The organism is Nocardioides nematodiphilus (genome assembly GCF_020216525.1).
Taxonomy (GTDB): Bacteria; Actinomycetota; Actinomycetes; order Propionibacteriales; family Nocardioidaceae; genus Nocardioides; species Nocardioides nematodiphilus.
The window spans coordinates 241,080-260,993 of sequence record NZ_JAIWOY010000001.1; the positions used below are offsets into that span (position 1 = coordinate 241,080).

Sequence of the window (19,914 nt, forward strand, 5' to 3'; positions counted from 1 at the left end):
GGGGATCATAGGGGCAGGCTTATGTCCAAAAAAAGCCTTTGTAGTGCTTGTATCGATCCAAAATAGATGGGACTCTGGTCACATGCACTTCCCTGAGGCCTGCGACTTCGTCGTTTTCGGCGGCACCGGTGATCTCGCGCTGCGCAAGCTCCTGCCGGCGCTCTACCACTGTGACCTCGAGGGACGGCTGCCCGCGGACACCCGCGTCATCGCGGTCTCGCGCAGCGAGCTCGACGACGACGGCTACCGCGCTGAGGCGCGCGCCGCGCTGGCCGAGCACGTCGCCGCCGAGTTCCAGGACCTCGCCGCGGTCGAGCGGCTGCTCGAGCGGGTCCACTACGTGACCGTCGACGTCCAGGACCCCGGCTCCTGGCAGCCGCTCTTCGACACCCTCAAGGACCGCGAGAACGCCGACGAGGCCGTCCGCGTCTTCTACCTCTCCGTCGCGCCTTCCCTCTTCGGCCCCATCTGTCACGAGCTCGGCGTCAACGGCTTCGCCGAGGCCCCGGCCCGCGTGGTCGTGGAGAAGCCGATCGGCACCGACCTGGCCTCGGCCAAGGCGGTCAACAACACGATCAGCGAGTTCTTCGACGAGTCGCAGATCTTCCGCATCGACCACTACCTGGGCAAGGAGTCGGTGCAGAACCTGCTGGTCACCCGCTTCGCCAACACGTTCCTGGAACCGCTGTGGAACAGCCACTCCATCGACCACGTCCAGATCACCGTCGCCGAGACCCTCGGCACCGGCAACCGCGCGGGCTACTACGACCGTTCCGGCGCGATGCGCGACATGGTCCAGAACCACCTGCTCCAGCTCCTGTGCCTGGTCGCGATGGAGCCGCCGATCGAGATCGGCGGCGGCCGCGAGGACGTCCGCGACGAGAAGCTCAAGGTCCTCCAGGCGCTCAAGCCGATGACCCCGGCCGACGTCGACCGGGACACCGTCCGCGGCCGCTACACGTCCGGCTGGGTCGCCGGGAAGCCCGTCGAGGGCTACGTGGAGGAGCTCGGCCACGAGTCGATGACCGAGACCTTCGTCGCGATCAAGGCCGAGGTGCAGAACTGGCGCTGGGCCGGCGTCCCCTTCTACCTGCGCACCGGCAAGCGCCTCGACCGACGCGTCAGCGAGATCGTGGTCGTCTTCAAGAACGCCCCGTACGACCCCTTCCGCCAGCGCGAGGGCGTCACCGAGCCCAACCGGCTCACCATCCGCGTGCAGCCCGAGGAGGGCATGCAGATCCACCTGAACGCCAAGGAGCCCGGCCCGGGCGGGTACCGGCTGAAGCCGGTCTCGCTGGACCTGTCGTACGCGAACGCCTTCGACAAGCGCTCCCCCGATGCCTACGAGCGCCTGCTCATGGACGTCATCCGCGGCAACATGACCCTCTTCATGCGTCGCGACGAGGTCGAGGCGGCCTGGGCCTGGTGCGAGCCGATCCTCAAGCACTGGGAGTCCGCGGCTCTCACCCCGAAGTCCTACCCGGCCGGCTCGGCCGGACCGACCGCATCGTTCACGCTCATCGAGCGTGACGGCCGATCCTGGCAGGAGTCCTGATGACCACCCTGAACCCGACCCTGGAGGCGGTGACCGAGCGCCTCATCGAGCGCTCCGCCGCGACCCGCACGGCCTATCTCGAGCGCCTCCGCGCCGCTCGCAACGAGGGCCCCGCCCGCGGCGACCTCGGCTGCGCCAACCTCGCGCACGGCTTCGCCGCCTCGGAGGCCTCCGAGAAGGCCCAGCTCAAGATCACGACCCGGGGCGGCGCCAAGCCCAACCTCGCGATCGTGACGTCGTACAACGACATGCTCTCGGCGCACGCGCCCTACGAGAACTACCCGCGGGCGCTGAAGAAGGCCGTCATCCGCGCGGGCGGTCTCGCCCAGGTCGCCGGCGGCGTGCCGGCCATGTGCGACGGCATCACCCAGGGCCGCGCCGGCATGGAGCTCTCGCTCTTCTCCCGCGACGTCATCGCCATGTCCACCGCGATCGCGCTGTCACACGACATGTTCGACGCCGCGCTGATGCTCGGCGTCTGCGACAAGATCGTCCCCGGCCTGGTCATCGGCTCGCTCGCCTTCGGCCACCTGCCGATGGGCTTCGTGCCCGCCGGCCCGATGGCGTCGGGTCTGCCGAACAAGGAGAAGGCGCGCGTCCGCCAGCTCCACGCCGAGGGCAAGATCGGTCGCGAGGAGCTGCTCGAGGCCGAGGCGGCCTCGTACCACTCCCGTGGCACCTGCACCTTCTACGGCACCGCCAACTCCAACCAGCTGGTGATGGAGGTGATGGGCCTGCACCTGCCGGGCGCGTCCTTCACCAACCCCGACACCACGCTGCGCGAGGCCCTGACCGACGCCGTCGCGGCCCAGGTCACCGCGAACGCGCTCGCCGGCGCCCCGGGCATCGGCGAGCTCGTCGACGAGCGCGTCATGATCAACGCCTGCGTCGCGCTGCTCGCCTCGGGCGGCTCGACCAACCACACCATGCACCTGGTGGCGATGGCCCGCGCGGCCGGCATCCAGCTCACCTGGGAGGACCTCTCGGACCTCTCCTCGGTCGTCCCGCTGGTCGCCCGCGTCTACCCCAACGGCTCCGCGGACGTGAACCACTTCCACGCCGCCGGCGGCATCGGCTACCTGATCCGCACGCTCCTCGAGGCGGGCCTCCTGCACGAGGACGTCGACACGATCCTCGGCCGCGGCCTCTCGCGCTACACCCAGGAGCCGCGCCTCACCGAGGACGGCGGCGTCGAGTGGGTGGACGGCCCGACCGAGTCCGCCGACCTCGAGGTGCTGCGCCCGGCCTCCGCGCCGTTCCAGGCCGACGGCGGACTGCGGGTCCTGCACGGCCCGCTCGGCACCGCGGTCATCAAGACCTCGGCCGTCGCGCCCGAGCACCGCGTCGTGACCGCCCCGGCCATGGTCTTCGACGACCAGGCCCACTTCCTGGCCGCCTTCGCCGACGGCACCTGCCACCAGGACCTGGTCGCGGTCATCCGCTACCAGGGCCCCTCGGCCAACGGCATGCCGGAGCTGCACAAGCTCACCCCGGGCCTCGGCGTCCTGCAGGACCGCGGTCACAAGGTCGCGATCGTCACCGACGGCCGCATGTCGGGCGCCTCGGGCAAGGTCCCGGCGGCCATCCACATGACCCCGGAGGCCGCTCTCGGCGGTCCGCTGGCGCGGGTCCAGAACGGCGACATCATCACCGTCGACGCCGTGAACGGCACCGTCACCATCGACGTCGACCCGGAGGAGTTCGCCCGTCGCGAGTCCACCGGCTCGGCCGACCTCGGCGTCACCGGCACCGGTCGCGAGCTCTTCGCCTCGTTCCGCGCCTCGGTCGGCACCGCCGACACCGGCGCCTCCGTCTTCCCGCTCATCACCCCTGTCCAGGAGATCTCGCATGTCTGAGCTCGGCTCGCTGCTCACCCTGTCCCCCGTCGTCCCGGTCGTCGTCGTCGACACCGCCGAGCAGGGTGTCGGGGTCGCCAAGGCGCTGGTCGCCGGCGGCATCAAGGTCATCGAGATGACGCTGCGGACCCCGGCCGGCCTCGAAGCGATCCGCGCGATCGCCGACGAGGTCCCCGAGATCGTCGTGGGCGCCGGTACGGTCACCACGCCGCAGCGCGCCGCCGACGCCGCCGCCGCCGGCTCGCAGTTCCTGGTCTCCCCGGGCCTCACCCCGTCGCTGCTCGCGGCGATGAAGGACACCGGTCTGCCGTTCCTGCCGGGCACCGCCACCGTCTCGGAGGTCCTGTCGGTCCTCGAGGCCGGCATCACCGAGATGAAGTTCTTCCCGGCCGAGCAGTCGGGCGGTGCGCCGTTCCTCAGCGGCCTCGTCACCGTCACCCCGGACGCGCGCTTCTGCCCCACCGGCGGTATCCGCGTCAACACCGCGCCCGACTACCTGAAGCTGGCCAACGTCGGCTGCATCGGCGGCACCTGGCTGACCCCGGCCGACGCCATCGCCGCGGGCGACTGGGAGCGGATCACCAAGCTCGCTGCAGAGGCCGCCGCACTCGGCTGAGTCCTGCAGCTCAGCGGGCGACCCCCGCTGACTCGAGATCGAACGGCCCTGATCGCCCACCCGCGATCGGGGCCGTTCGGCGTCCGGGTCGAGGAGTCACTTCTCGTGGCTCGAGAAGTCACATCTCGCGGGTCGAGGAGTCACCTTCGGTGCACGCGCGGCAGGATGGCGCCATGGAGCCTGTGACCGGTGAGGACGGTGTCCTCCGTTGCCTGTGGGCCGGCGGCCCGGGCCCGATGCGCGACTACCACGATCGCGAGTGGGGCGTGCCCGTCCGTGGCGAGGCCGCGTACCTCGAGCGGCTGACGCTGGAGGCTTTCCAATCGGGACTCTCGTGGTCGACGATCCTGGCGAAGAGGCCTGCCTTCCGTACGGCCTTCCACGACTTCGACGCCGAGGCGATCGCCGCCTTCACCGAGGAGGATCACGCCCGTCTGATGACCGACGTCGGGATCGTGCGCAACCGGCTCAAGATCAGCGCCACCATCACCAATGCCCGGGCGACGGTCGCACTGCGCGAGGCCGAGGGCCTCGAGGCGCTCATCCTCAGCCACGCCCCGACCGGCCCCCTCGATCACACCGCGACCACCTCGCCGGAGTCGGTCGCGCTGTCCAAGGCGCTGAAGAAGCGCGGTTTCGTCTTCGTGGGGCCGACGACGATGTACGCGCTGATGCAGGCGATCGGACTCTTCGATCCCCATCTCCCGGGCTGCTTCCGCCATGGGAAGTGACCCCTCACCCCGCAAGAAGTGACCTCTCGAGCCGCGAGAAGTGACCTCTCAACCTCGGGGGCGGAGCTTGGCGGTGCCGGGCAGGGGCGGGGCGGGGATCGGCGGGAGGTGCTCGCCGTCGACGCGGCCGAAGCGGCCCATCGCGACCCGGGTGCCGTCGTCGACGACCTCGCCGGAGGCGTCGATGATCTGGGCCTGCCAGGCGTCGCGATAGGTGACGATCTCCTCATGGCTCCGGCCGACGAAGTTCCACCACATCACGATCTGCTCGCCGAACGGTGGCCCGCCGAGGAGCAGCAGCCGGGTGTCCTCGGCGGCGACGAGGGTGCGGCTGGTCGAGCCCGGCGGCAGGTAGGCGAGCGCGTCCTTCTCGACCGGGATGCTGTCGACGCTGACCAGGCCGGTGTCGACGAGGACGCCGTGCTCGAAGTCCGGGTCGAGCGGGATCGTGAGCGCCTCGCCCGCCCGGAGGAGGATCTCGGCGCCGAGCAGGCGGGTGAAGGTCGCGACCGGCGAGGTGGAGCCGAGCAGCGAGCCCAGGAAGACCCGCGCCTCCCAGCCCGCGCCCGTCACCGGGGCCGGCGCATAGTGCTCGAAGGCGGGTGCCGTGTCGCGGGCGGCCTCAGGCAGGGCGACCCAGAGCTGCGCGCCGTGCAGGGTCGCGGTCTCCGGCGTGGAGATCTCGGTGTGGCTGATGCCCTGTCCGCCGGTCATCAGGTTGACCTCCCCCGGCCGGACGATGGCGTGGTGGCCGGCGCTGTCACAGTGGACGATCTCGCCGGTGAAGAGCCAGGAGACGGTCTGCAGGCCGGTGTGCGGGTGGGCGGCGACGACCATCCCGCCGGAGTCGGCGACCCGGTCGGGGCCGTAGTGGTCCAGGAAGCACCAGGCACCGATCAGCGTGCGGGCCCGGGAGGGCAGCGTCCGGCGTACGTTCATCGCGCGCGGCCCGCCGAGCGGCACGTCGCGCGGCGTGATGATCTCGATGCCGGCGGCGCGCGCGGCCTCGCAGACGACCTCGTCGGGCCGGGACTCGGTGTTGCTCACAGCAGAACGGTACGGCGCGGCTGCCTCCAGGGCCCGACGCCGGCCCGGAATCCGAGCACGAGGACGCCGACGACCGCCGCGCCGGTCCAGGTGACGATGCCGAACGGCAGCGTGCTCATCGGGGAGATCGCGCCCATCACCACCGCACCGCCGACCACCGCGACCTCCGCCTGCGGCGAGAGCCGGACGGCGGCGAGGAAGGGCAGCGGCCACAGCAGGTACCAGAGACGAACGGCCGGCAGCGCGGCCACCGCGGCGAGGTAGAGCACCCCGACGGCGAGCAGCGCCCGGTCCGCGCGACCGGTCGGGACCTTGAGCAGCACGATCGCACCGAGGACCGGCGGGAGCAGCGTGCCGATGACACGGCCGGGCATGCCGAGCATGGCCGTCGGGGAGAAGGTCGTCACCATGAAGGGCACGCTGAGCGCACTCACCCAGCCGTGCCCGAGCCCGGTGACCACGCCGGTGGCCAGCAGGACGACACCGGCGAGCGCACCGACGCCGACCGTACGCCGGGTGCGGACCAGCAGGCCGGCGCCGATCGGCAGGCTGAGCAGGATCACGCCGACCGCCACCATCCCACCGGAGACCTTCACGGCGGCGGCCAGGCCCGCGAGCGCGGCGCCGAGCATCCAGCCGTGCGGCAGGCGCGGCGTCAGCGCGAGCGCCGCAGCCATCAGCCCGACCATGAGGATGTCGTTGTGGAGCCCGGCCACGCCGTTGACGACCACGGCGGGCGAGGCGAGCAGCAGCGCGCTCGTCCGGGCCGGGTCGACGCCGCCGAGCTCGGCGAGTCTGGGCGCGCTCAGCCCGAGCAGGAGGATCCCGGCGACCGCCAACAGACGGTGTCCGTACACCAGCAGCAGAGGACTGGCGAGGTGGTGCGCGAGCAGGTCGCCCCACCACAGCGGGAGCGGGCCGTACGGCGCGGGCGTGTGTCGCCACAGGGGGTCGACCGCCTGCTTCACCGTCCCGGCCAGCAGTGCCGGGCCGTGCCGGTAGGGCGAGATGCCGAGCGCGGCCAGCGTGCCCTGGGCGGCGTATGACCAGGCATCGCGGCTGAAGAGCGGCGGCGCGAGCATGAGCGGCGCGCTCCACAGCAGCGCGGTCACACGCACCAGGGCGAGCCGGCCGCGGCAGGAGCGCCACAGCCGGATCCAGGCCTGGACCAGCAGCACCATTCCGCCGAGGGTGAGGAGGAGGCCCACGACGGGCCCCGGGCGCGAGTCGCGGGCGGCACCGAGCGGGGTGACGTGCACCAGCCACAACGAGCGCGGGAGCGAAGGCGGTCAGCCAGCCGCCGATCATGACGAGCAGGCTGCCGACGACACCGCGCGCGATCACGGTCCGGACGCTAGGTCAGCTCATCCTCCGCTCCGGTGAACACGGGGCGGCTGTCGCGGCAACGTTGGATGTGGGTCCGCCCGCGGACGAGCAGTCAGGCCACCCGGACCCGATGCTGCTCCCAGTCGATCCTGACCTGCCCGAAGGGCACCTCGCGGGCGTGGCGGTGCAGCGCGCGCACGATCGCCCGTACGAGCGCCGGACCCTGGTTCGCGGGCCGGCCCTCACGCTCGTCGTAGCCGAGCATCGCGCCGGGCCGGCCGTGGCCGATCACCAGCGAGCGCACCCGGTGTCGCTCGTCGAGCCGGACGTCGAGGATCCGCCGCTTGCCCTCGGGTGCCTCGACCTCCATCTGCAGGAGATCGCCCAATCGGTGCCGGACCGGGCCCTCGTCCTCGCCCGGCGTCCGCACCAGCAGGCCGTGCCGCGGGCGCGTCAGCGTGACCGCGCTGGTCAGCTCCGCCACGAGCGCGAAGTCGATCCGGTACGGCAGTCGCCGGTCGGCCTGCTCATCGCCCATCCGCGCCCAGTACTCCCGGACCACCGAGCCCAGGCGCCCGCCGAGGCGGGGCAGCAGCGCTGGCGACCCGGCGAGCAGCGCGGTCGCGACCAGGGCGCCCTCGCCGGTCTCGGCGAGCTCGAGGTCGTCGACCTTGCAGACCAGCAGGCCGTCCCTGTCGATCACCTGGCGATCGAGGAGATGCAGGACGGCGTCGTACGGCTCGTGGAACCGGTCGCCCATGTCAGGCCCCCATCCTCGTCCAGATCATCAGCGGGATCGCGGCCAGCGCCACGACCGTCAGCACCACCATGAAGAACATCGCCAGCACGTTCAGCACCCGGCCGTTGACGTGCTCGCCCATGTAGTCGCGGTCGTTGGCGACCACCAGGATCGGGAAGTACGTCAGCGGCAGCGCGAGGGCGCTGAAGACCACCGAGGCCTCGGTCACCTGGACCGGGTCGATGCCGGTGGCCAGGACGCCGAGCGCGATGACGGTGGACAGCAGCAGGACGAGGTGGAAGCGGGCGGCGACGTCGGTCCGCACGAACTTGCCCCACTGCCAGCCGAAGTACTGTGCGATCGAGTAGCCCGTGGAGAGTCCGGTCTCGCAGGCGGCGCCGAAGGTGGCCGCGACGAACCCCAGCAACGCGATCGCCAGACCGATCTTGCCCAGCGCGATCGCGACCGGCAGCCCGACCTGGCCGAGGGTGTCGACGCTGGCGCTGAGCGGGTTGAAGACGACGTAGGTGCAGGCCGCGATCGCCACCGACAGCACGCCCCCGAGCGGGAAGCCGAGCAGCACATTGGTGCGCATCACTCCGATGTCCTTGACGCCCCACTTCTCCTCGACGCCGCCGGAGGAGAAGAAGAAGACCTCATACGGGGTCATGGCCGCACCGAAGAGCGCCACCGCGTAGTAGGCCCACGTCGACCAGGCCTCCGGCTTCGGCGGCTGGAACGAGACGGCGCTGTGCCCGAGCTGGGACCAGTCCGGGCCGAGCTTGAGCAGCGCGACGACGAAGACGATCAGCGCGAGCCCGAGCAGGCCGAAGAGGTTCTCGATCACGGAGAACTTCGCCCGCCACAGGACCAGCCAGACCAGCGCGCCGACGAACGGGAAGAGGAGCAGGTAGTCGACGCCGCAGATCAACTGGAACGCGAGCGCGACGCCGCCGATCTCCGCGACATAGGTCAGCAGGGTGACGCCCATGGAGCCGAGGAGGTTCGCCATCCCCATCGCCGGCCCGAGACGCTCGCGGACCAGGTCGAAGGTGGCCCGGCCGCTGACCGCCGCGATCCGGCCCGACATCTCGGCGAAGACGATGATGCCGACCACACCGAGGAGGGTCACCCAGGCCAGGGAGAGACCGAACCGGGCGCCGACCTGCGCGTTGGTGACCAGGTCACCGATGTCGACGAAGCCGCCGATCGCGGTGAGGACACCGAGCGCGACGTTGAGGAGCTTCTTCACGGCCGGCTCCGATCGTCGGGCAGGGCCCTGATCCGATCCTCGATGCGGGAGAGCCGGTCCCCGGTCCTCTTGAGGCGTCGGACGAGATCGGCGTAGGCGGCACTGTCACGGCGCACGACCGCGATCCGCGCGTCGGTGAGCAGCGACTCCGCGTCGTCGAGCGCGCTGGTGACGGTGTCGGAGCGGCCCTGGTAGGGCTCCGGCGGCTGGACCGCGGACAGCTTGGTGGAGGCGGTGCCCGCGGCGTCCTCGGCCTGGACGGCCACGGTCTGGAGATAGGGACCGAAGAGGCGGTCATGGTGCTGCAGCGCGAGCTGCACGCTCGACACCGAGCTCGACACGTCGCCGATCGAGCGCAGTGCGTCCACTCTCCAGGAGTCCTCGTCCGGCGTACCGGGTGCGCAGGCGGACAGGATGATGGCCACCAGCACCACCGGGACACCTCGTGCGTCCCGCCTCATGACCAGGCATTACCCGCGGCGGACATGCGGCATGCCGCGGGGGGTACGGGCAGGTCGACCCAGTCATCTCACCGACGGAGGCATCCCCCATGCCCGACCAGAACGTGCCCGGCGCGCCCGCTCCCGAGCCGCCGTCGCTCGAGGAGCCCACGACTCCGCGCGAGCCGCTCGCGCCCAAGCCCGACCAGACCGGCCCCGAGGTCCGTACGGCCTCCGGCGTGCTCGCCTCGGCCGAGCAGGCGGTGAACGCCCAGCAGGGCGAGTTCCTCACCACCTCGACCGGCGCGCGGGTCCGCGACACCGACCACTCGCTGAAGGCCGGCTCGCGCGGGCCGACGCTGCTGCAGGACCACCACCTGCGCGAGAAGATCACCCACTTCGACCACGAACGGATCCCGGAGCGGGCCGTGCACGCGCGGGGTGCCGGCGCGCACGGGGTCTTCGTCGGCTACGGGACGGCGGGCGAGGTGACCTGCGCGGCCTTCCTGGAGAAGGACGTCGAGACACCGGTCTTCACCCGCTTCTCCACCGTGCTGGGGTCGCGTGGATCGGCCGACACGGTGCGCGACACCCGGGGCTTCGCGACGAAGTTCTACACCTCCGACGGCGTCTTCGACCTGGTCGGCAACAACATCCCGGTCTTCTTCATCCAGGACGGGATCAAGTTCCCCGACGTCGTGCACGCCGCCAAGCCGCACCCGGACCGCGAGATCCCGCAGGCCCAGTCGGCGCACGACACCTTCTGGGACTTCGTCTCGCTGCACACCGAGGCGCAGGCCCACACGCTGTGGAACATGTCGGACCGCGGCATCCCGCGCTCGTACCGGATGATGGAGGGCTTCGGCGTCCACACCTTCCGGCTGATCAACGCGGCCGGCGAGACGTCCCTGGCCAAGATCCACTGGAAGCCCCGTCTCGGCGCGCACGCCCTGGTCTGGGAGGAGGCGCAGATGGCGTGCGGGTTCGACCCGGACTTCCACCGCCGCGACCTGGCCGATGCGATCGAGGCCGGCGCCTACCCGGAGTGGGAGATGGGCCTCCAGGTCTTCCCGGACACCGAGGACCAGATGTTCGAGGGCATCGACCTGCTCGACCCGACCAAGCTCGTGCCCGAGGAGCTGGCACCGGTGCAGCCCGTCGGCCGGCTGGTGCTCAACCGCAACCCGTCCAACTACTTCGCGGAGACCGAGCAGGTCGCCTTCCACCCGGGCAACCTGGTCCGCGGCATCGACGTCACGAACGACTCGCTCCTGCAGGCCCGGCTCTTCTCGTACATCGACACGCAGCTGACCCGGCTCGGCGGCCCGAACTTCAACCAGATCCCGATCAACCGGCCGCACGCGCCGGTCAACGACAACCTGCGCGACGGCTTCCACCAGGACGCCGTGCACCGCGGGGTGGCGCCGTACCGGCCCAACTCGCTGGACGGGGGCTGCCCCTTCCACGCGTCCGGCGTCGACGACCGGGCCCTCATCGAGGCGCCGGTGGAGGTGGCGGCCGGGCCGAAGGTCCGCGAGCACGCGGCGTCCTTCGACGACCACTTCAGCCAGGCGCGGCTCTTCTGGCTCTCGATGACGCCGGTCGAGCAGAGCCACATCATCGACGCGTACGCCTTCGAGCTGGGCAAGTGCTACGAGACGGTCATCCGCGAGCGCCAGCTGCAGTGCCTGGCGAACATCGATCCCGAGCTGTGCGCGGGCGTGGCCGCGAAGCTGGGCCTGCCGGCGCCCGAGCCGACGCAGCCGCTGGCGGATCCGGAGCCGAGCCCGGCGCTGGCCATGGTCGGCGAGACCTGGCCGATCGATGGGCGGCTCGTCGGGGTGGTGACCTGTCCCGACTGTCCGCCCGAGGAGATCGCCGCGATCCGTACGGCCGTCTTCGACGCGGGCCTGCTGCCGCTGCTGATCGGCCCGACCGGCGGCACGCTGCCGGACGGGACTCCGCTGCAGCGCTCCTTCGACACCGCCCGCTCGATCGAGTTCGACGCGGTGCTGCTTGCCTCCGGGATAGCGGCGCACGCCGCGGATCCGAAGGTCTCACTGCTGCTCACCGAGGTCTTCCGGCAGGCGAAGGCGATCGGCGCCTGGGGCGACGGGGTGGCCGCGATCGAGGCCGCCGGGCTCGCCGCGACGGCACCGGGCATCGTCGTCGGCGAGACCGGTGAGCAGGTCTTCACCGAGGTCGCCGGGCTGCTCGCCAGCCACCGGGTCTGGGAGCGCCAGGCCGGCTGAGCGCGCTATACAGATGAGCACACGTCTGCGGCGGCGGGCGTGTGCTCATCTTTATAGGCCCCTATACGGATGAGTACGTACTCATCCGTATAGCGCCGGTCAGGGCCGGAGCTTCTCCGGGATGACCTTGTGGGTGCCGTCGCACCACGGCTTCGTGGCTGACTTGCCGCAGCGGCAGACCGCGGAGATCGGGCGCGTCGTGCGGTGCTCGACGCCCTGGTCGTCGGCGACCAGGTGGTCACCGCGCAGCAGCATCGGCCCGCCCGGGCACAGGACGACGTCCGGGGTCTCGCTCATGCCGCACCCCACTGCTCGAGCAGCCGGTGCGCGATCCGAGCCTCCAGGTCCAAACAGCTCCACGCGCCGAGCCAGACGTCGTCCTCGGTGTCGGGCTCCGCGGCGATGAGCGGCTCGCAGATCAGCCGAACGGCGAGTTGCTCGTGGACCGCGTCGGCCTCGACGTGCTCCTCGTAGTAGGCCCGGATCTCCGCCGGCAGGCCGAGCCGCTCCAGCCCTTGCGCCATCTTGCGGCACGGCAGCGAGCTCGTCGCCTCGAAGGCCGCGAGGTGACCGACCGAGGCGCCGCGCAGCCGCCGGTTGAGGCCGAAGAGGCTCATCGCGTTGTTCTGCTCGAGGACCTCCAGCGGCGCCTCGTCCACGTAGCCGCCCTCGGTCGCGTCCAGGCCCATCGCTGCCATCCCCTCGGCGAAGAGATGGGCATGCAGCCTCTCCGGCCGGCCACCGCCGTACTCGTCGTACTGGAGCTCGGCGAGGGCCGCGCGGGGCGCGGCGGCCAGCCGGGGCAGGGTGAGCGCGACCGGGTCGGACTCCTTGAGGTGGTAGAGCGAGCGGTGCTGCAGCAGCTCGACGACCTGGTCGTGGGTGGCGTCGCGCTGTACGAAGCGGGCGAGCGAGGGGCCGTCGTCGGCCTCGATCATCGCGAAGAACGCCGCCGCGAAGCCCTGCTCAGCCTCGTATGCCGGCCGTCCTGGCCAGCGCTGCCGCAGCCGCTGCTCGAGGTCGTCCTCCAGCCTCCGGCGCAGCCGGACGAGCTCGGGATCGAACTCGAGACGGTCGTCGACCTCGTGATAGCCCCGGTAGGAGAGCTCGTACAGGATCCACAGGCTCAGCGCGCCGTCCTCGGCGCTGCCCTGGTCCGGGTACGCGACGTCCGTCCTGCCGCTCACCAACGCCGAGAGCAGCACCTCGCTCAACGGCCCGCGGGGCTTGGGCAGCGTCGCCATCAATCCTCCTCCGACCACAGGTGCAGGACGCCGCGGCAGTCGACGAAGCCGTCAGGCGGCATCTCGGCGGAGGACTCGGGTGCAGAGGTGGCCTGTCGGGGCGTGCGCGATCCGTCGATCAGCGCCAGCAGGTCGCGCAGATCGCGGAAGTGAGGCAGCGTCTTCATGCCGCCCGGTACCCCGGAACCGGCACGGGCGTGCACGATCAGCCGTGGATCACCGCACCGGCGTGACGCGGCAGCCACAGCACCCCGCCCTGATATGTCGCTGCGGACGGCGTGGTGAAGAGCAGGTCCCCGGTCCCGGGGTCCAGGGACAGCTCGGCCGGCGAGCTGCCGAAGTTGACCGCCACCAGGGTGTCGCCGCGCTGCATCGTGAAGAGGCCGTCGCTGTCGGCGGTGCACTCGACGTGGGTGAAGCGCGGGTCGGTGAGGTCCGGCAGGCGGCGACGCAGCGCCGCGAGCTCGCGGTAGATCGCGAGCAGTCGACGACCGCGCTCGCCCTCGACCTCCGACCAGTCGAGCTTCGAGCGCCGGAAGCTCTCCGGATCCTGGGGATCGGGCACGGCGGCGGGGTCCCAGCCGTGCTCGGCGAACTCCGCGATCCGTCCTTCGGCGGTCGCCCGGCCGAGCTCCTCCTCCGGGTGGGACGTGAAGAACTGGAACGGCGTCGAGGCGCCCCACTCCTCGCCTTGGAAGAGCATCGGTGTGAAGGGCCCGGCCAGGGTGAGCAGGGCCGCACAGGCGAGCTGGTCGTCGTCCAGATGGGCGGTGAGCCGATCGCCCTGGGCCCTGTTGCCGATCTGGTCATGGTTCTGGCTGCAGACCACCAGCCGCCAGGTGGGCGTGGTCGCGCGGTCGATCGGTACGCCGTGGGGACGATCGCGGAAGGAGGACCAGGTGCCGTCGTGGAAGAAGCCTCGCTCGCAGACCTTGGCCAGCGCCTGCAACGGGGCGAAGTCGGCGTAGTAGCCCTGGGTCTCCCCGGTGAGCGCGACGTGCAGGGCGTGGTGGAAGTCGTCGCTCCACTGCGCGTCCAGCCCGTACCCACCGGCCTCCTTCGGCGTCACCATCACCGGGTCGTTGAGGTCCGACTCGGCGATGAGGGTGAGCGGTCGGCGCTGGTGCGCGGAGAGCGCGGCCACATCGGTGGCCAGCTGGGCGAGCAGGTGGGGGCGCGAGGAGTCGACCAGGGCGTGCACGGCGTCGAGCCGCAGCCCGTCGACGTGATAGTCCTCGAGCCACATCCGGACGTTGTCGCGGATGTAGCGGCGGACCTGCGAGGAGCCCTCGGCGTCGAGGTTGAGCAGGTCGCCCCAGGTGTTGCGGCCGTCCTTGAGGTAGGGCCCGAAGAGGGGCAGGTAGTTCCCCGAGGGGCCGAGGTGGTTGTACACGACGTCCTGGATGACCCCGATCCCGGCGGCGTGACAGCCGTCGACGAATCGCTGGTAGGCCTCCGGGCCGCCGTACTCCTCCTGCACCGCGAACCAGGCGACTCCGTCGTAGCCCCAGTTGTGGATGCCGTTGAACGCGTTGACCGGCAGCAGCTCGACGAAGTCGACCCCGATCGAGCGCAGGTGGTCCAGCCGGCCGAGCGCCGCATCGAGCGTGCCCTCCGGCGTGAAGGTGCCGAGGTGCAGCTCGTAGATCACCGAGCCGGCGAGCTGACGCCCGGTCCAGCTGTCGTCGGTCCAGGCGAAGGCGCCCGGATCGTACGTGCGCGAGCGCTGGTGGACGCCTCCCGGCTGGCGCCGCGACCGCGGGTCGGGGCGGGGAGTGTCGTCCCCGTCGATCAGGTAGCCGTAGTCGACCCCCTGCGCCGGATCGGGGACCGGACCGGTCGGCGTCCACCAGTCGCCGGGGCCCTTCGCCATCTCGACGACCTGGTCCCCCACCGAGAGGCTGAGCGTCTCGGGTCGAGGTGCCCAGACCTCGTACGGTCCGTGGTGGGTCATGACTCCTCCTTCACCAGGAGCGCGACGGGGTAGGTGGCGAGCAGGTCGGCGAGCAGGACGGATCCGCTGGTCGAGGTGGGCGTGTCGAATCCTGCGGCGCCGCGCCAGCTGCCGGCCGGCAGCTCGAGGCGGGTGTCGCCCCAGCCGCCCCGCGCGGCCAGACCCACCGGCAGCCGGGTCACCACCGTGATCGCGCCGCCGCGCGAGAACGCCAGCGCGTGCTCGGCCGCCTCACCCTCGATCCGGACCGGCTCGTACGTCGAGAACAGCTCGGGCCGGTCCCGGCGCAGCGTCAGCGCGGCCCGGGTGAGGAGCATCTTGGCGGCGCCGCGGTCGCCGAGCCCGTGCGGGGCGGCCGCACCCGCGCCGGCAGCGATCGCACCGACCAGGTCGGCTCGGTCGTCGAAGTCGACCGGTCGACGGTTGTCGGGGTCGACCAGGCTCTGCTCCCACAGCTCGCTGCCCTGATAGACGTCGGGCACGCCCGGCATCGTCAGCGCGATCAGCTTGGCGGCCAGCGCGTTGCTCCAGCCGGGCTCCACGATCTCGTCGAGGAGCTCGCGGAAGGCGCGGGCGACCTGCTCGTCGTCGTAGAGCGCGTCGACGGCGGCGTGCACCGCGGCCTCGTACGCGGCATCGGGCTCGGTCCACGTGGTGCGGTCGCCGGCCTCGCGCATCGCCTTCTCGGCGTATGCGTGCAGCCGCTCACGGCTGATGGGCCATGCCCCCAGCGCCGCCTGCCACAGCAGCGCGGCGAAGCCGGGATCGGGCACGGGAGCGACCGCGAGCAGGGTCTTCAGCGTGCGCGTCCACGCCTGCGGCAGCTCGGCCAGCACGGTGATCCGCGCCCGGACGTCCTCCCCACGCTTCGTGTCGTGGGTCGACGTGGTCGTCATCGCGTGCGGCCAGGTCCGCTGCCGCTCGGCCGACGCGTCGTGGAAGGCGTCCACGTCGACGGCGAAGATCGACGGATCGCCACCGACCTCGTTGAGCGAGGTGAGCCGCGACCAGCGGTAGAAGGAGCAGTCCTCGACGCCCTTCGCCATCACCATCCCGCTGGTCTGCTGGAACCGCTTGCTCGCCGCCAGGTCCGGGTTGCCCAGCCAGCCGACGAGCGCGTCGAACGTGCTGGCGAGGTCGGGACGACGCTCCCGGGCGATCGCGAACGCCTCGTCGAGGTGCTCGCGGCCCTCGGGCAGGTACGAGCGGTAGACGGGGAAGCAGGCCAGCAGCTCGGCGACCGCGTCCTCGGCACGGAACGCGGGCACCACGGGCAGGTGGCGGCGCAGATCGCGCACGATCCGCTTGACCTCCGAGCGCAGGATGCCGTCGGCGACCTCGCGCTTGCGATCGTGGATCATCGACGCCCAGTCCACCGGCTCGGAGCGCAGCTGCGTCTCCAGGTCATCGAGGGGATCGCGTCCGGCGGGGTCGGTGAGCACCCGGTCGATGAGTCCGAGCACGTCGTACCCGGTGGTGCCCGCGGTCTGCCACGAGGTGAGCAGTGCCTCTCCGGGCTCCAGGATCTTCTCGACGAGCACGTACGCCCCGCCCGTGAGCGCGGCCAGGTCGTCGAGGTAGCGGCGCGGGTCGCGCAGCCCGTCGGGGTGGTCCACCCGCAGCCCGTCGACCAGACCCTCGTCGAACCAGCGCCGGATCTCGACGTGGGTCTCGGCGAACACGTCCGGCTCCTCGACGCGCACTGCGGCGAGGGTGTTGACCGCGAAGAAGCGGCGGTAGTTGAGCGCGTCGTCGGCGGCGCGCCACGAGACCAGCTCGTAGTGCTGGCGGGCGTGCACCTCGTCGGGATCGGCTCCGTCGTCCGCCGTGCCCGGCGCGATCGGGTAGTGGTTGTCGTGGTAGACCAGCTCGGGTCCGTCGTCGCCGGCCACCACCGCGAGATGGGCGATCCGGCCGGTCGGGAGCAGGTCGTCGTCGCCGACGACCGGGATCCGCAGCCGCTCGTGACCCGCATGCCAGTCGATGTCGAAGGCGGCCGCGTGCGGGGAGTCGCGACCGAGCCGGAGCACGTCCCACCACCAGGGATCGGCGCTCGGGGTGGCGATGCCGACGTGGTTGGGCACGATGTCGACCAGGACGCCCATGCCGAGTCGGCGCGCCTCGGCGGACAGAGCGGCCAGGCCGGCCGCCCCGCCGCGTGACTCGTCGATGTGGTCGTGGGCCACCACGTCGTACCCGTGGTCGCTGCCCGGCTCGGCGGCCAGCAGCGGCGACAGGTAGACCCAGTCGACCCCGAGCTCGTGCAGGTACTCCAGCCGGCTCGCGGCGGCGAAGAGGTCGAAGTCAGCGGTGATCTGGAGACGGTAGGTGCTGACCGGGATCCGCATCAGTCGGAGCTCCGCTGATCGAGCCGGTCGAGTCCTGCTGCTACTGATGCCGCGACGGAGTGGTCGGGCGTCGTCTCCGGCGCGCGGTGCTGGCGCAGCACGACCACGCTGCGCGAGGCGATCTCGATGCTCGAGCCGGCCGCGATCTCCTCCTGCCCGACGGCCCCGTCCACACCGGTGTCGATCACCACGTCCCAGGCCGCGGCGTACTCCGCGCCCGGGAGGGTCGCGGTCGCCGGGCCGTCGGCGTTGAAGTAGAGCAGGAAGTGGTCGTCGACGACCCGTTCGCCACGGGAGTCGGTGCCGGGGATGCGCTCGCCGTTGAGCCACATCCCGACCGCCTGGCTGTCGGGTGCGTCCCAGCCGGCGTCGCTCATCGGCTCCCCCGACAGCCGCAGCCAGACGATGTCGTCGAGCTGGTCGGGATCGGGGTCGATGCCGGTGAAGAAGCGGCGCCGGCGGAAGGTCGGGTGCGAGCGGCGCAACCGGATCGCGGCCGCGGTGAACTCCAGGAGCGGCAGGTCCGCCGCCTCCCAGTCGATCCAGCTCAGCTCGTTGTCCTGGGCGTACGTGTTGTTGTTGCCCTGCTGGGTGCGGCCGAGCTCGTCGCCGTGCAGCAGCATCGGGACGCCCTGCGAGAGCAGCAGCGTCGCGATGAGGTTGCGCTGCGTCCGCGCGCGGGCGGCCAGGATCTCCGGGTCGTCGGTCGGGCCCTCGGCACCGTGGTTCCAGGAGCGGTTGTGGCTCTCGCCGTCGTTGTTGTCCTCGCCGTTGGCGTCGTTGTGCTTCTCGTCGTACGACACGAGGTCGCGCAGGGTGAAGCCGTCGTGGGCGGTGACGAAGTTGATGCTCGCGAACGGCTTGCGACCGGAGTTCTCGTACAGGTCGCTGGAGCCCGAGAGCCGCGACGCGAAGTCACCGAGCGACGGCTCGCCGCGCCAGAAGTCGCGGACGGTGTCGCGGAACTTGCCGTTCCACTCCGTCCACAGCGGCGGGAAGCCGCCGACCTGGTAGCCGCCGGGGCCGACGTCCCACGGCTCGGCGATCAGCTTCACCTGGCTGACCACCGGGTCCTGCTGGACCAGCTCGAAGAAGGTGGAGAGCCGGTCCACGTCGTAGAACTCGCGGGCGAGGGTCGCGGCCAGGTCGAAGCGGAAGCCGTCGACGTGCATCTCCGTCACCCAGTAGCGCAGCGAGTCCATGATCAGCTGCAGGCTGTGCGGCTGACGCACATTGAGGGTGTTCCCGGTGCCGGTGTAGTCCATGTAGTACTGCCGGTCGTCCTCGACGAGGCGGTAGTAGGCGGGGTTGTCGATGCCCTTGAAGCTCAGCGTCGGACCGAGGTGGTTGCCCTCCGCGGTGTGGTTGTAGACGACGTCGAGGATCACCTCGATGCCGGCCGCGTGCAGGGTCTTCACCATCTGCTTGAACTCCTGCACCTGGCCGCCCGCGATGCCGCGCTGGCTGGCGTACTCGGCGTGCGGCGCGAAGAAGCCGAGGGTGTTGTAGCCCCAGTAGTTCCGCAGGCCCTTCTCGCTCAGCGTGCTGTCCTGGACGAACTGGTGCACCGGCATCAGCTCGATCGCGGTGATGCCGAGCTTCTGCAGGTGCTCGATCACGGCCGGGTGCGCGATCCCGGCGTACGTCCCGCGCAGCTCCTCGGGCACGGCCGGGTGTCGCTGGGTCAGACCCTTGACGTGGGCCTCGTAGATGACCGACTCGCTGTAGAGATAGCCCGGCTGCCGGTCGCCCTCCCAGTCGAAGTACGGGTTGACGACCACGCCGAGGGTCATGTGGGCGGCGGAGTCCTCGTCATTGCGCGAGTCCTCGTCGCCGAAGGTGTAGCCGAACAGGCTCTGGTCCCAGTCGATCTCGCCGCTCGTCGCCTTCGCGTACGGGTCGAGGAGCAGCTTGTTCGGGTTGCAGCGCAGCCCCTCGCCGGGGTCCCACGGCCCGTGCACCCGGTAGCCGTACCGCTGCCCGGGCTGCACTGCGGGCAGATAGCCGTGCCATACGTAGGCGTCCACCTCGGTCAGCTCGACCCGAGTCTCGTTGCGCTCCTCGTCGAAGAGGCACAGCTCCACACCCTCCGCGATCTCGCTGAAGAGCGCGAAGTTCGTCCCATTGCCGTCGAAGGTCGCCCCCAACGGATAGGGCTGTCCCGGCCAGATTTCCACGTCGTCTCCCCCTGCGCGCTGCATCGGTCGCCGACTGGTACCCGGCAACGGCAGGATCAGTCCGACGGCTTCCGCGGCTGCACGGCCATACCCGAGCGCGCCAGCACCCGCCCGGCGGCAGAACCCTGCGCGGCCACCAGCTCGAGGCGGTTGAAATGAGCCCGCATGTTGGCGCGAGCGGCGGCGATGACGCCGACCGCGGTGCTGGGCAGGGAGCCGACCGAGCTGAGGTCCATCACGAGATCGCGGGCCTGGCGGGTCAGCGCCGCGAGCCACTCCCCCAGCTCCAGCGCGCCCGAGTCGTCGAGGTCGCCGGAGAGCGTGAGCATGCCCGCGTCCTCGTCGTAGGCAACGGTGAAGGGGGTGCGGGCCATAGC

Annotated in this window: 17 protein-coding genes; 5 read left to right on the plus strand and 12 right to left on the minus strand. The window is 71.2% G+C overall.

All coding sequences use genetic code 11. The features are described 5' to 3' along the window. Positions 1–82 precede the first annotated feature (82 nt). The 4 genes from zwf to KSO98_RS01250 all read left to right on the plus strand — a co-directional run bounded on the left by zwf (position 83) and on the right by KSO98_RS01250 (position 4,758). Positions 83–1,555 carry a glucose-6-phosphate dehydrogenase gene (gene zwf / locus KSO98_RS01235; protein ID WP_225282947.1) on the plus strand — a complete coding sequence of 491 codons (1,473 nt, stop codon included), beginning with the start codon at positions 83–85 and terminating at the stop codon, positions 1,553–1,555. Further along, positions 1,555–3,411, plus strand: coding sequence for a phosphogluconate dehydratase (edd, locus tag KSO98_RS01240; RefSeq protein WP_225282948.1), 1,857 nt, complete (start codon positions 1,555–1,557; stop codon positions 3,409–3,411). The genes zwf and edd overlap by 1 nt, the downstream gene beginning before the upstream one ends. After that, a complete protein-coding gene (gene eda / locus KSO98_RS01245) occupies positions 3,404–4,027 on the plus strand; it encodes a bifunctional 4-hydroxy-2-oxoglutarate aldolase/2-dehydro-3-deoxy-phosphogluconate aldolase (RefSeq protein WP_225282949.1) in 624 nt (207 codons plus the stop codon). Before edd ends, eda begins: the two co-directional genes overlap by 8 nt. Positions 4,028–4,200: 173 nt before the next feature. Then, positions 4,201–4,758: a DNA-3-methyladenine glycosylase I gene (locus tag KSO98_RS01250; RefSeq protein ID WP_225282950.1), complete on the plus strand. Its 558-nt coding sequence runs from the start codon at positions 4,201–4,203 to the stop codon at positions 4,756–4,758. 48 nt (positions 4,759–4,806) lie between these two features. Here the strand turns inward: KSO98_RS01250 and KSO98_RS01255 are convergent, their stop codons facing one another. The 5 genes from KSO98_RS01255 to KSO98_RS01275 form a co-directional block, all read right to left on the minus strand. Next, on the minus strand, positions 4,807–5,805 hold the full coding sequence (locus tag KSO98_RS01255; RefSeq protein WP_225282951.1) for a pirin family protein: 999 nt from the start codon (positions 5,803–5,805) through the stop codon (positions 4,807–4,809). Next, positions 5,802–7,064, minus strand: coding sequence for a polyprenol phosphomannose-dependent alpha 1,6 mannosyltransferase MptB (gene mptB, locus KSO98_RS01260; RefSeq protein ID WP_225282952.1), 1,263 nt, complete (start codon positions 7,062–7,064; stop codon positions 5,802–5,804). The genes KSO98_RS01255 and mptB overlap by 4 nt, the downstream gene beginning before the upstream one ends. A gap of 179 nt (positions 7,065–7,243) precedes the next feature. Beyond that, positions 7,244–7,891 carry a hypothetical protein gene (locus KSO98_RS01265; protein ID WP_225282953.1) on the minus strand — a complete coding sequence of 216 codons (648 nt, stop codon included), beginning with the start codon at positions 7,889–7,891 and terminating at the stop codon, positions 7,244–7,246. A 1-nt stretch (position 7,892) separates the two neighbouring features. Then, positions 7,893–9,122, minus strand: coding sequence for an NRAMP family divalent metal transporter (locus tag KSO98_RS01270; RefSeq protein WP_225282954.1), 1,230 nt, complete (start codon positions 9,120–9,122; stop codon positions 7,893–7,895). After that, positions 9,119–9,583 carry a hypothetical protein gene (locus KSO98_RS01275; protein ID WP_225282955.1) on the minus strand — a complete coding sequence of 155 codons (465 nt, stop codon included), beginning with the start codon at positions 9,581–9,583 and terminating at the stop codon, positions 9,119–9,121. The genes KSO98_RS01270 and KSO98_RS01275 overlap by 4 nt, the downstream gene beginning before the upstream one ends. 89 nt (positions 9,584–9,672) lie before the next feature. Between KSO98_RS01275 and KSO98_RS01280 the strand changes: the two genes are divergently transcribed. Then, the gene (locus tag KSO98_RS01280; RefSeq protein ID WP_225282957.1) at positions 9,673–11,814 is read left to right on the plus strand and encodes a catalase; all 2,142 of its coding nucleotides are present in this window, start codon (positions 9,673–9,675) and stop codon (positions 11,812–11,814) included. Between the two features lie 99 nt (positions 11,815–11,913). Here the strand turns inward: KSO98_RS01280 and KSO98_RS01285 are convergent, their stop codons facing one another. The 7 genes from KSO98_RS01285 to KSO98_RS01315 are packed head-to-tail and all read right to left on the minus strand — an operon-like array spanning position 11,914 to position 19,911. Continuing rightward, positions 11,914–12,111 (minus strand): CDGSH iron-sulfur domain-containing protein, encoded by a 198-nt coding sequence (locus KSO98_RS01285; protein WP_225282959.1) that lies wholly within the window; start codon positions 12,109–12,111, stop codon positions 11,914–11,916. Then, positions 12,108–13,058 (minus strand): iron-containing redox enzyme family protein, encoded by a 951-nt coding sequence (locus tag KSO98_RS01290; RefSeq protein WP_225282961.1) that lies wholly within the window; start codon positions 13,056–13,058, stop codon positions 12,108–12,110. Before KSO98_RS01290 ends, KSO98_RS01285 begins: the two co-directional genes overlap by 4 nt. Beyond that, complete coding sequence (locus tag KSO98_RS01295) at positions 13,058–13,225, minus strand: hypothetical protein (RefSeq protein WP_225282963.1); 168 nt, start codon at positions 13,223–13,225, stop codon at positions 13,058–13,060. The genes KSO98_RS01290 and KSO98_RS01295 overlap by 1 nt, the downstream gene beginning before the upstream one ends. Positions 13,226–13,263: 38 nt before the next feature. Next, entirely contained in the window at positions 13,264–15,012 is a 1,749-nt protein-coding gene (gene treZ / locus KSO98_RS01300; protein WP_225282965.1) for a malto-oligosyltrehalose trehalohydrolase, read from the minus strand. After that, on the minus strand, positions 15,009–17,360 hold the full coding sequence (treY, locus tag KSO98_RS01305; RefSeq protein ID WP_225282966.1) for a malto-oligosyltrehalose synthase: 2,352 nt from the start codon (positions 17,358–17,360) through the stop codon (positions 15,009–15,011). The genes treZ and treY overlap by 4 nt, the downstream gene beginning before the upstream one ends. Then, the gene (gene glgX, locus KSO98_RS01310; RefSeq protein ID WP_225282968.1) at positions 17,360–19,537 is read right to left on the minus strand and encodes a glycogen debranching protein GlgX; all 2,178 of its coding nucleotides are present in this window, start codon (positions 19,535–19,537) and stop codon (positions 17,360–17,362) included. The genes treY and glgX overlap by 1 nt, the downstream gene beginning before the upstream one ends. A 56-nt stretch (positions 19,538–19,593) precedes the next feature. After that, positions 19,594–19,911 (minus strand): STAS domain-containing protein, encoded by a 318-nt coding sequence (locus tag KSO98_RS01315; RefSeq protein WP_225282970.1) that lies wholly within the window; start codon positions 19,909–19,911, stop codon positions 19,594–19,596. Positions 19,912–19,914: the final 3 nt, after the last annotated feature.

What these genes read in the sequence shown, in the direction of transcription:
- KSO98_RS01290 (WP_225282961.1), bottom strand. Translation starts at nt 13,058, where the DNA reads ATGGCGACGCTGCCCAAGCCCCGCGGGCCGTTGAGCGAGGTGCTGCTC.
- KSO98_RS01295 (WP_225282963.1), bottom strand. Translation starts at nt 13,225, where the DNA reads ATGAAGACGCTGCCTCACTTCCGCGATCTGCGCGACCTGCTGGCGCTG.
- KSO98_RS01250 (WP_225282950.1), top strand. Translation starts at nt 4,201, where the DNA reads ATGGAGCCTGTGACCGGTGAGGACGGTGTCCTCCGTTGCCTGTGGGCC.
- KSO98_RS01285 (WP_225282959.1), bottom strand. Translation starts at nt 12,111, where the DNA reads ATGAGCGAGACCCCGGACGTCGTCCTGTGCCCGGGCGGGCCGATGCTG.
- KSO98_RS01265 (WP_225282953.1), bottom strand. Translation starts at nt 7,891, where the DNA reads ATGGGCGACCGGTTCCACGAGCCGTACGACGCCGTCCTGCATCTCCTC.
- zwf (WP_225282947.1), top strand. Translation starts at nt 83, where the DNA reads ATGCACTTCCCTGAGGCCTGCGACTTCGTCGTTTTCGGCGGCACCGGT.
- KSO98_RS01275 (WP_225282955.1), bottom strand. Translation starts at nt 9,583, where the DNA reads ATGAGGCGGGACGCACGAGGTGTCCCGGTGGTGCTGGTGGCCATCATC.
- treY (WP_225282966.1), bottom strand. Translation starts at nt 17,360, where the DNA reads ATGCGGATCCCGGTCAGCACCTACCGTCTCCAGATCACCGCTGACTTC.
- treZ (WP_225282965.1), bottom strand. Translation starts at nt 15,012, where the DNA reads ATGACCCACCACGGACCGTACGAGGTCTGGGCACCTCGACCCGAGACG.
- edd (WP_225282948.1), top strand. Translation starts at nt 1,555, where the DNA reads ATGACCACCCTGAACCCGACCCTGGAGGCGGTGACCGAGCGCCTCATC.
- KSO98_RS01315 (WP_225282970.1), bottom strand. Translation starts at nt 19,911, where the DNA reads ATGGCCCGCACCCCCTTCACCGTTGCCTACGACGAGGACGCGGGCATG.
- KSO98_RS01280 (WP_225282957.1), top strand. Translation starts at nt 9,673, where the DNA reads ATGCCCGACCAGAACGTGCCCGGCGCGCCCGCTCCCGAGCCGCCGTCG.
- eda (WP_225282949.1), top strand. Translation starts at nt 3,404, where the DNA reads ATGTCTGAGCTCGGCTCGCTGCTCACCCTGTCCCCCGTCGTCCCGGTC.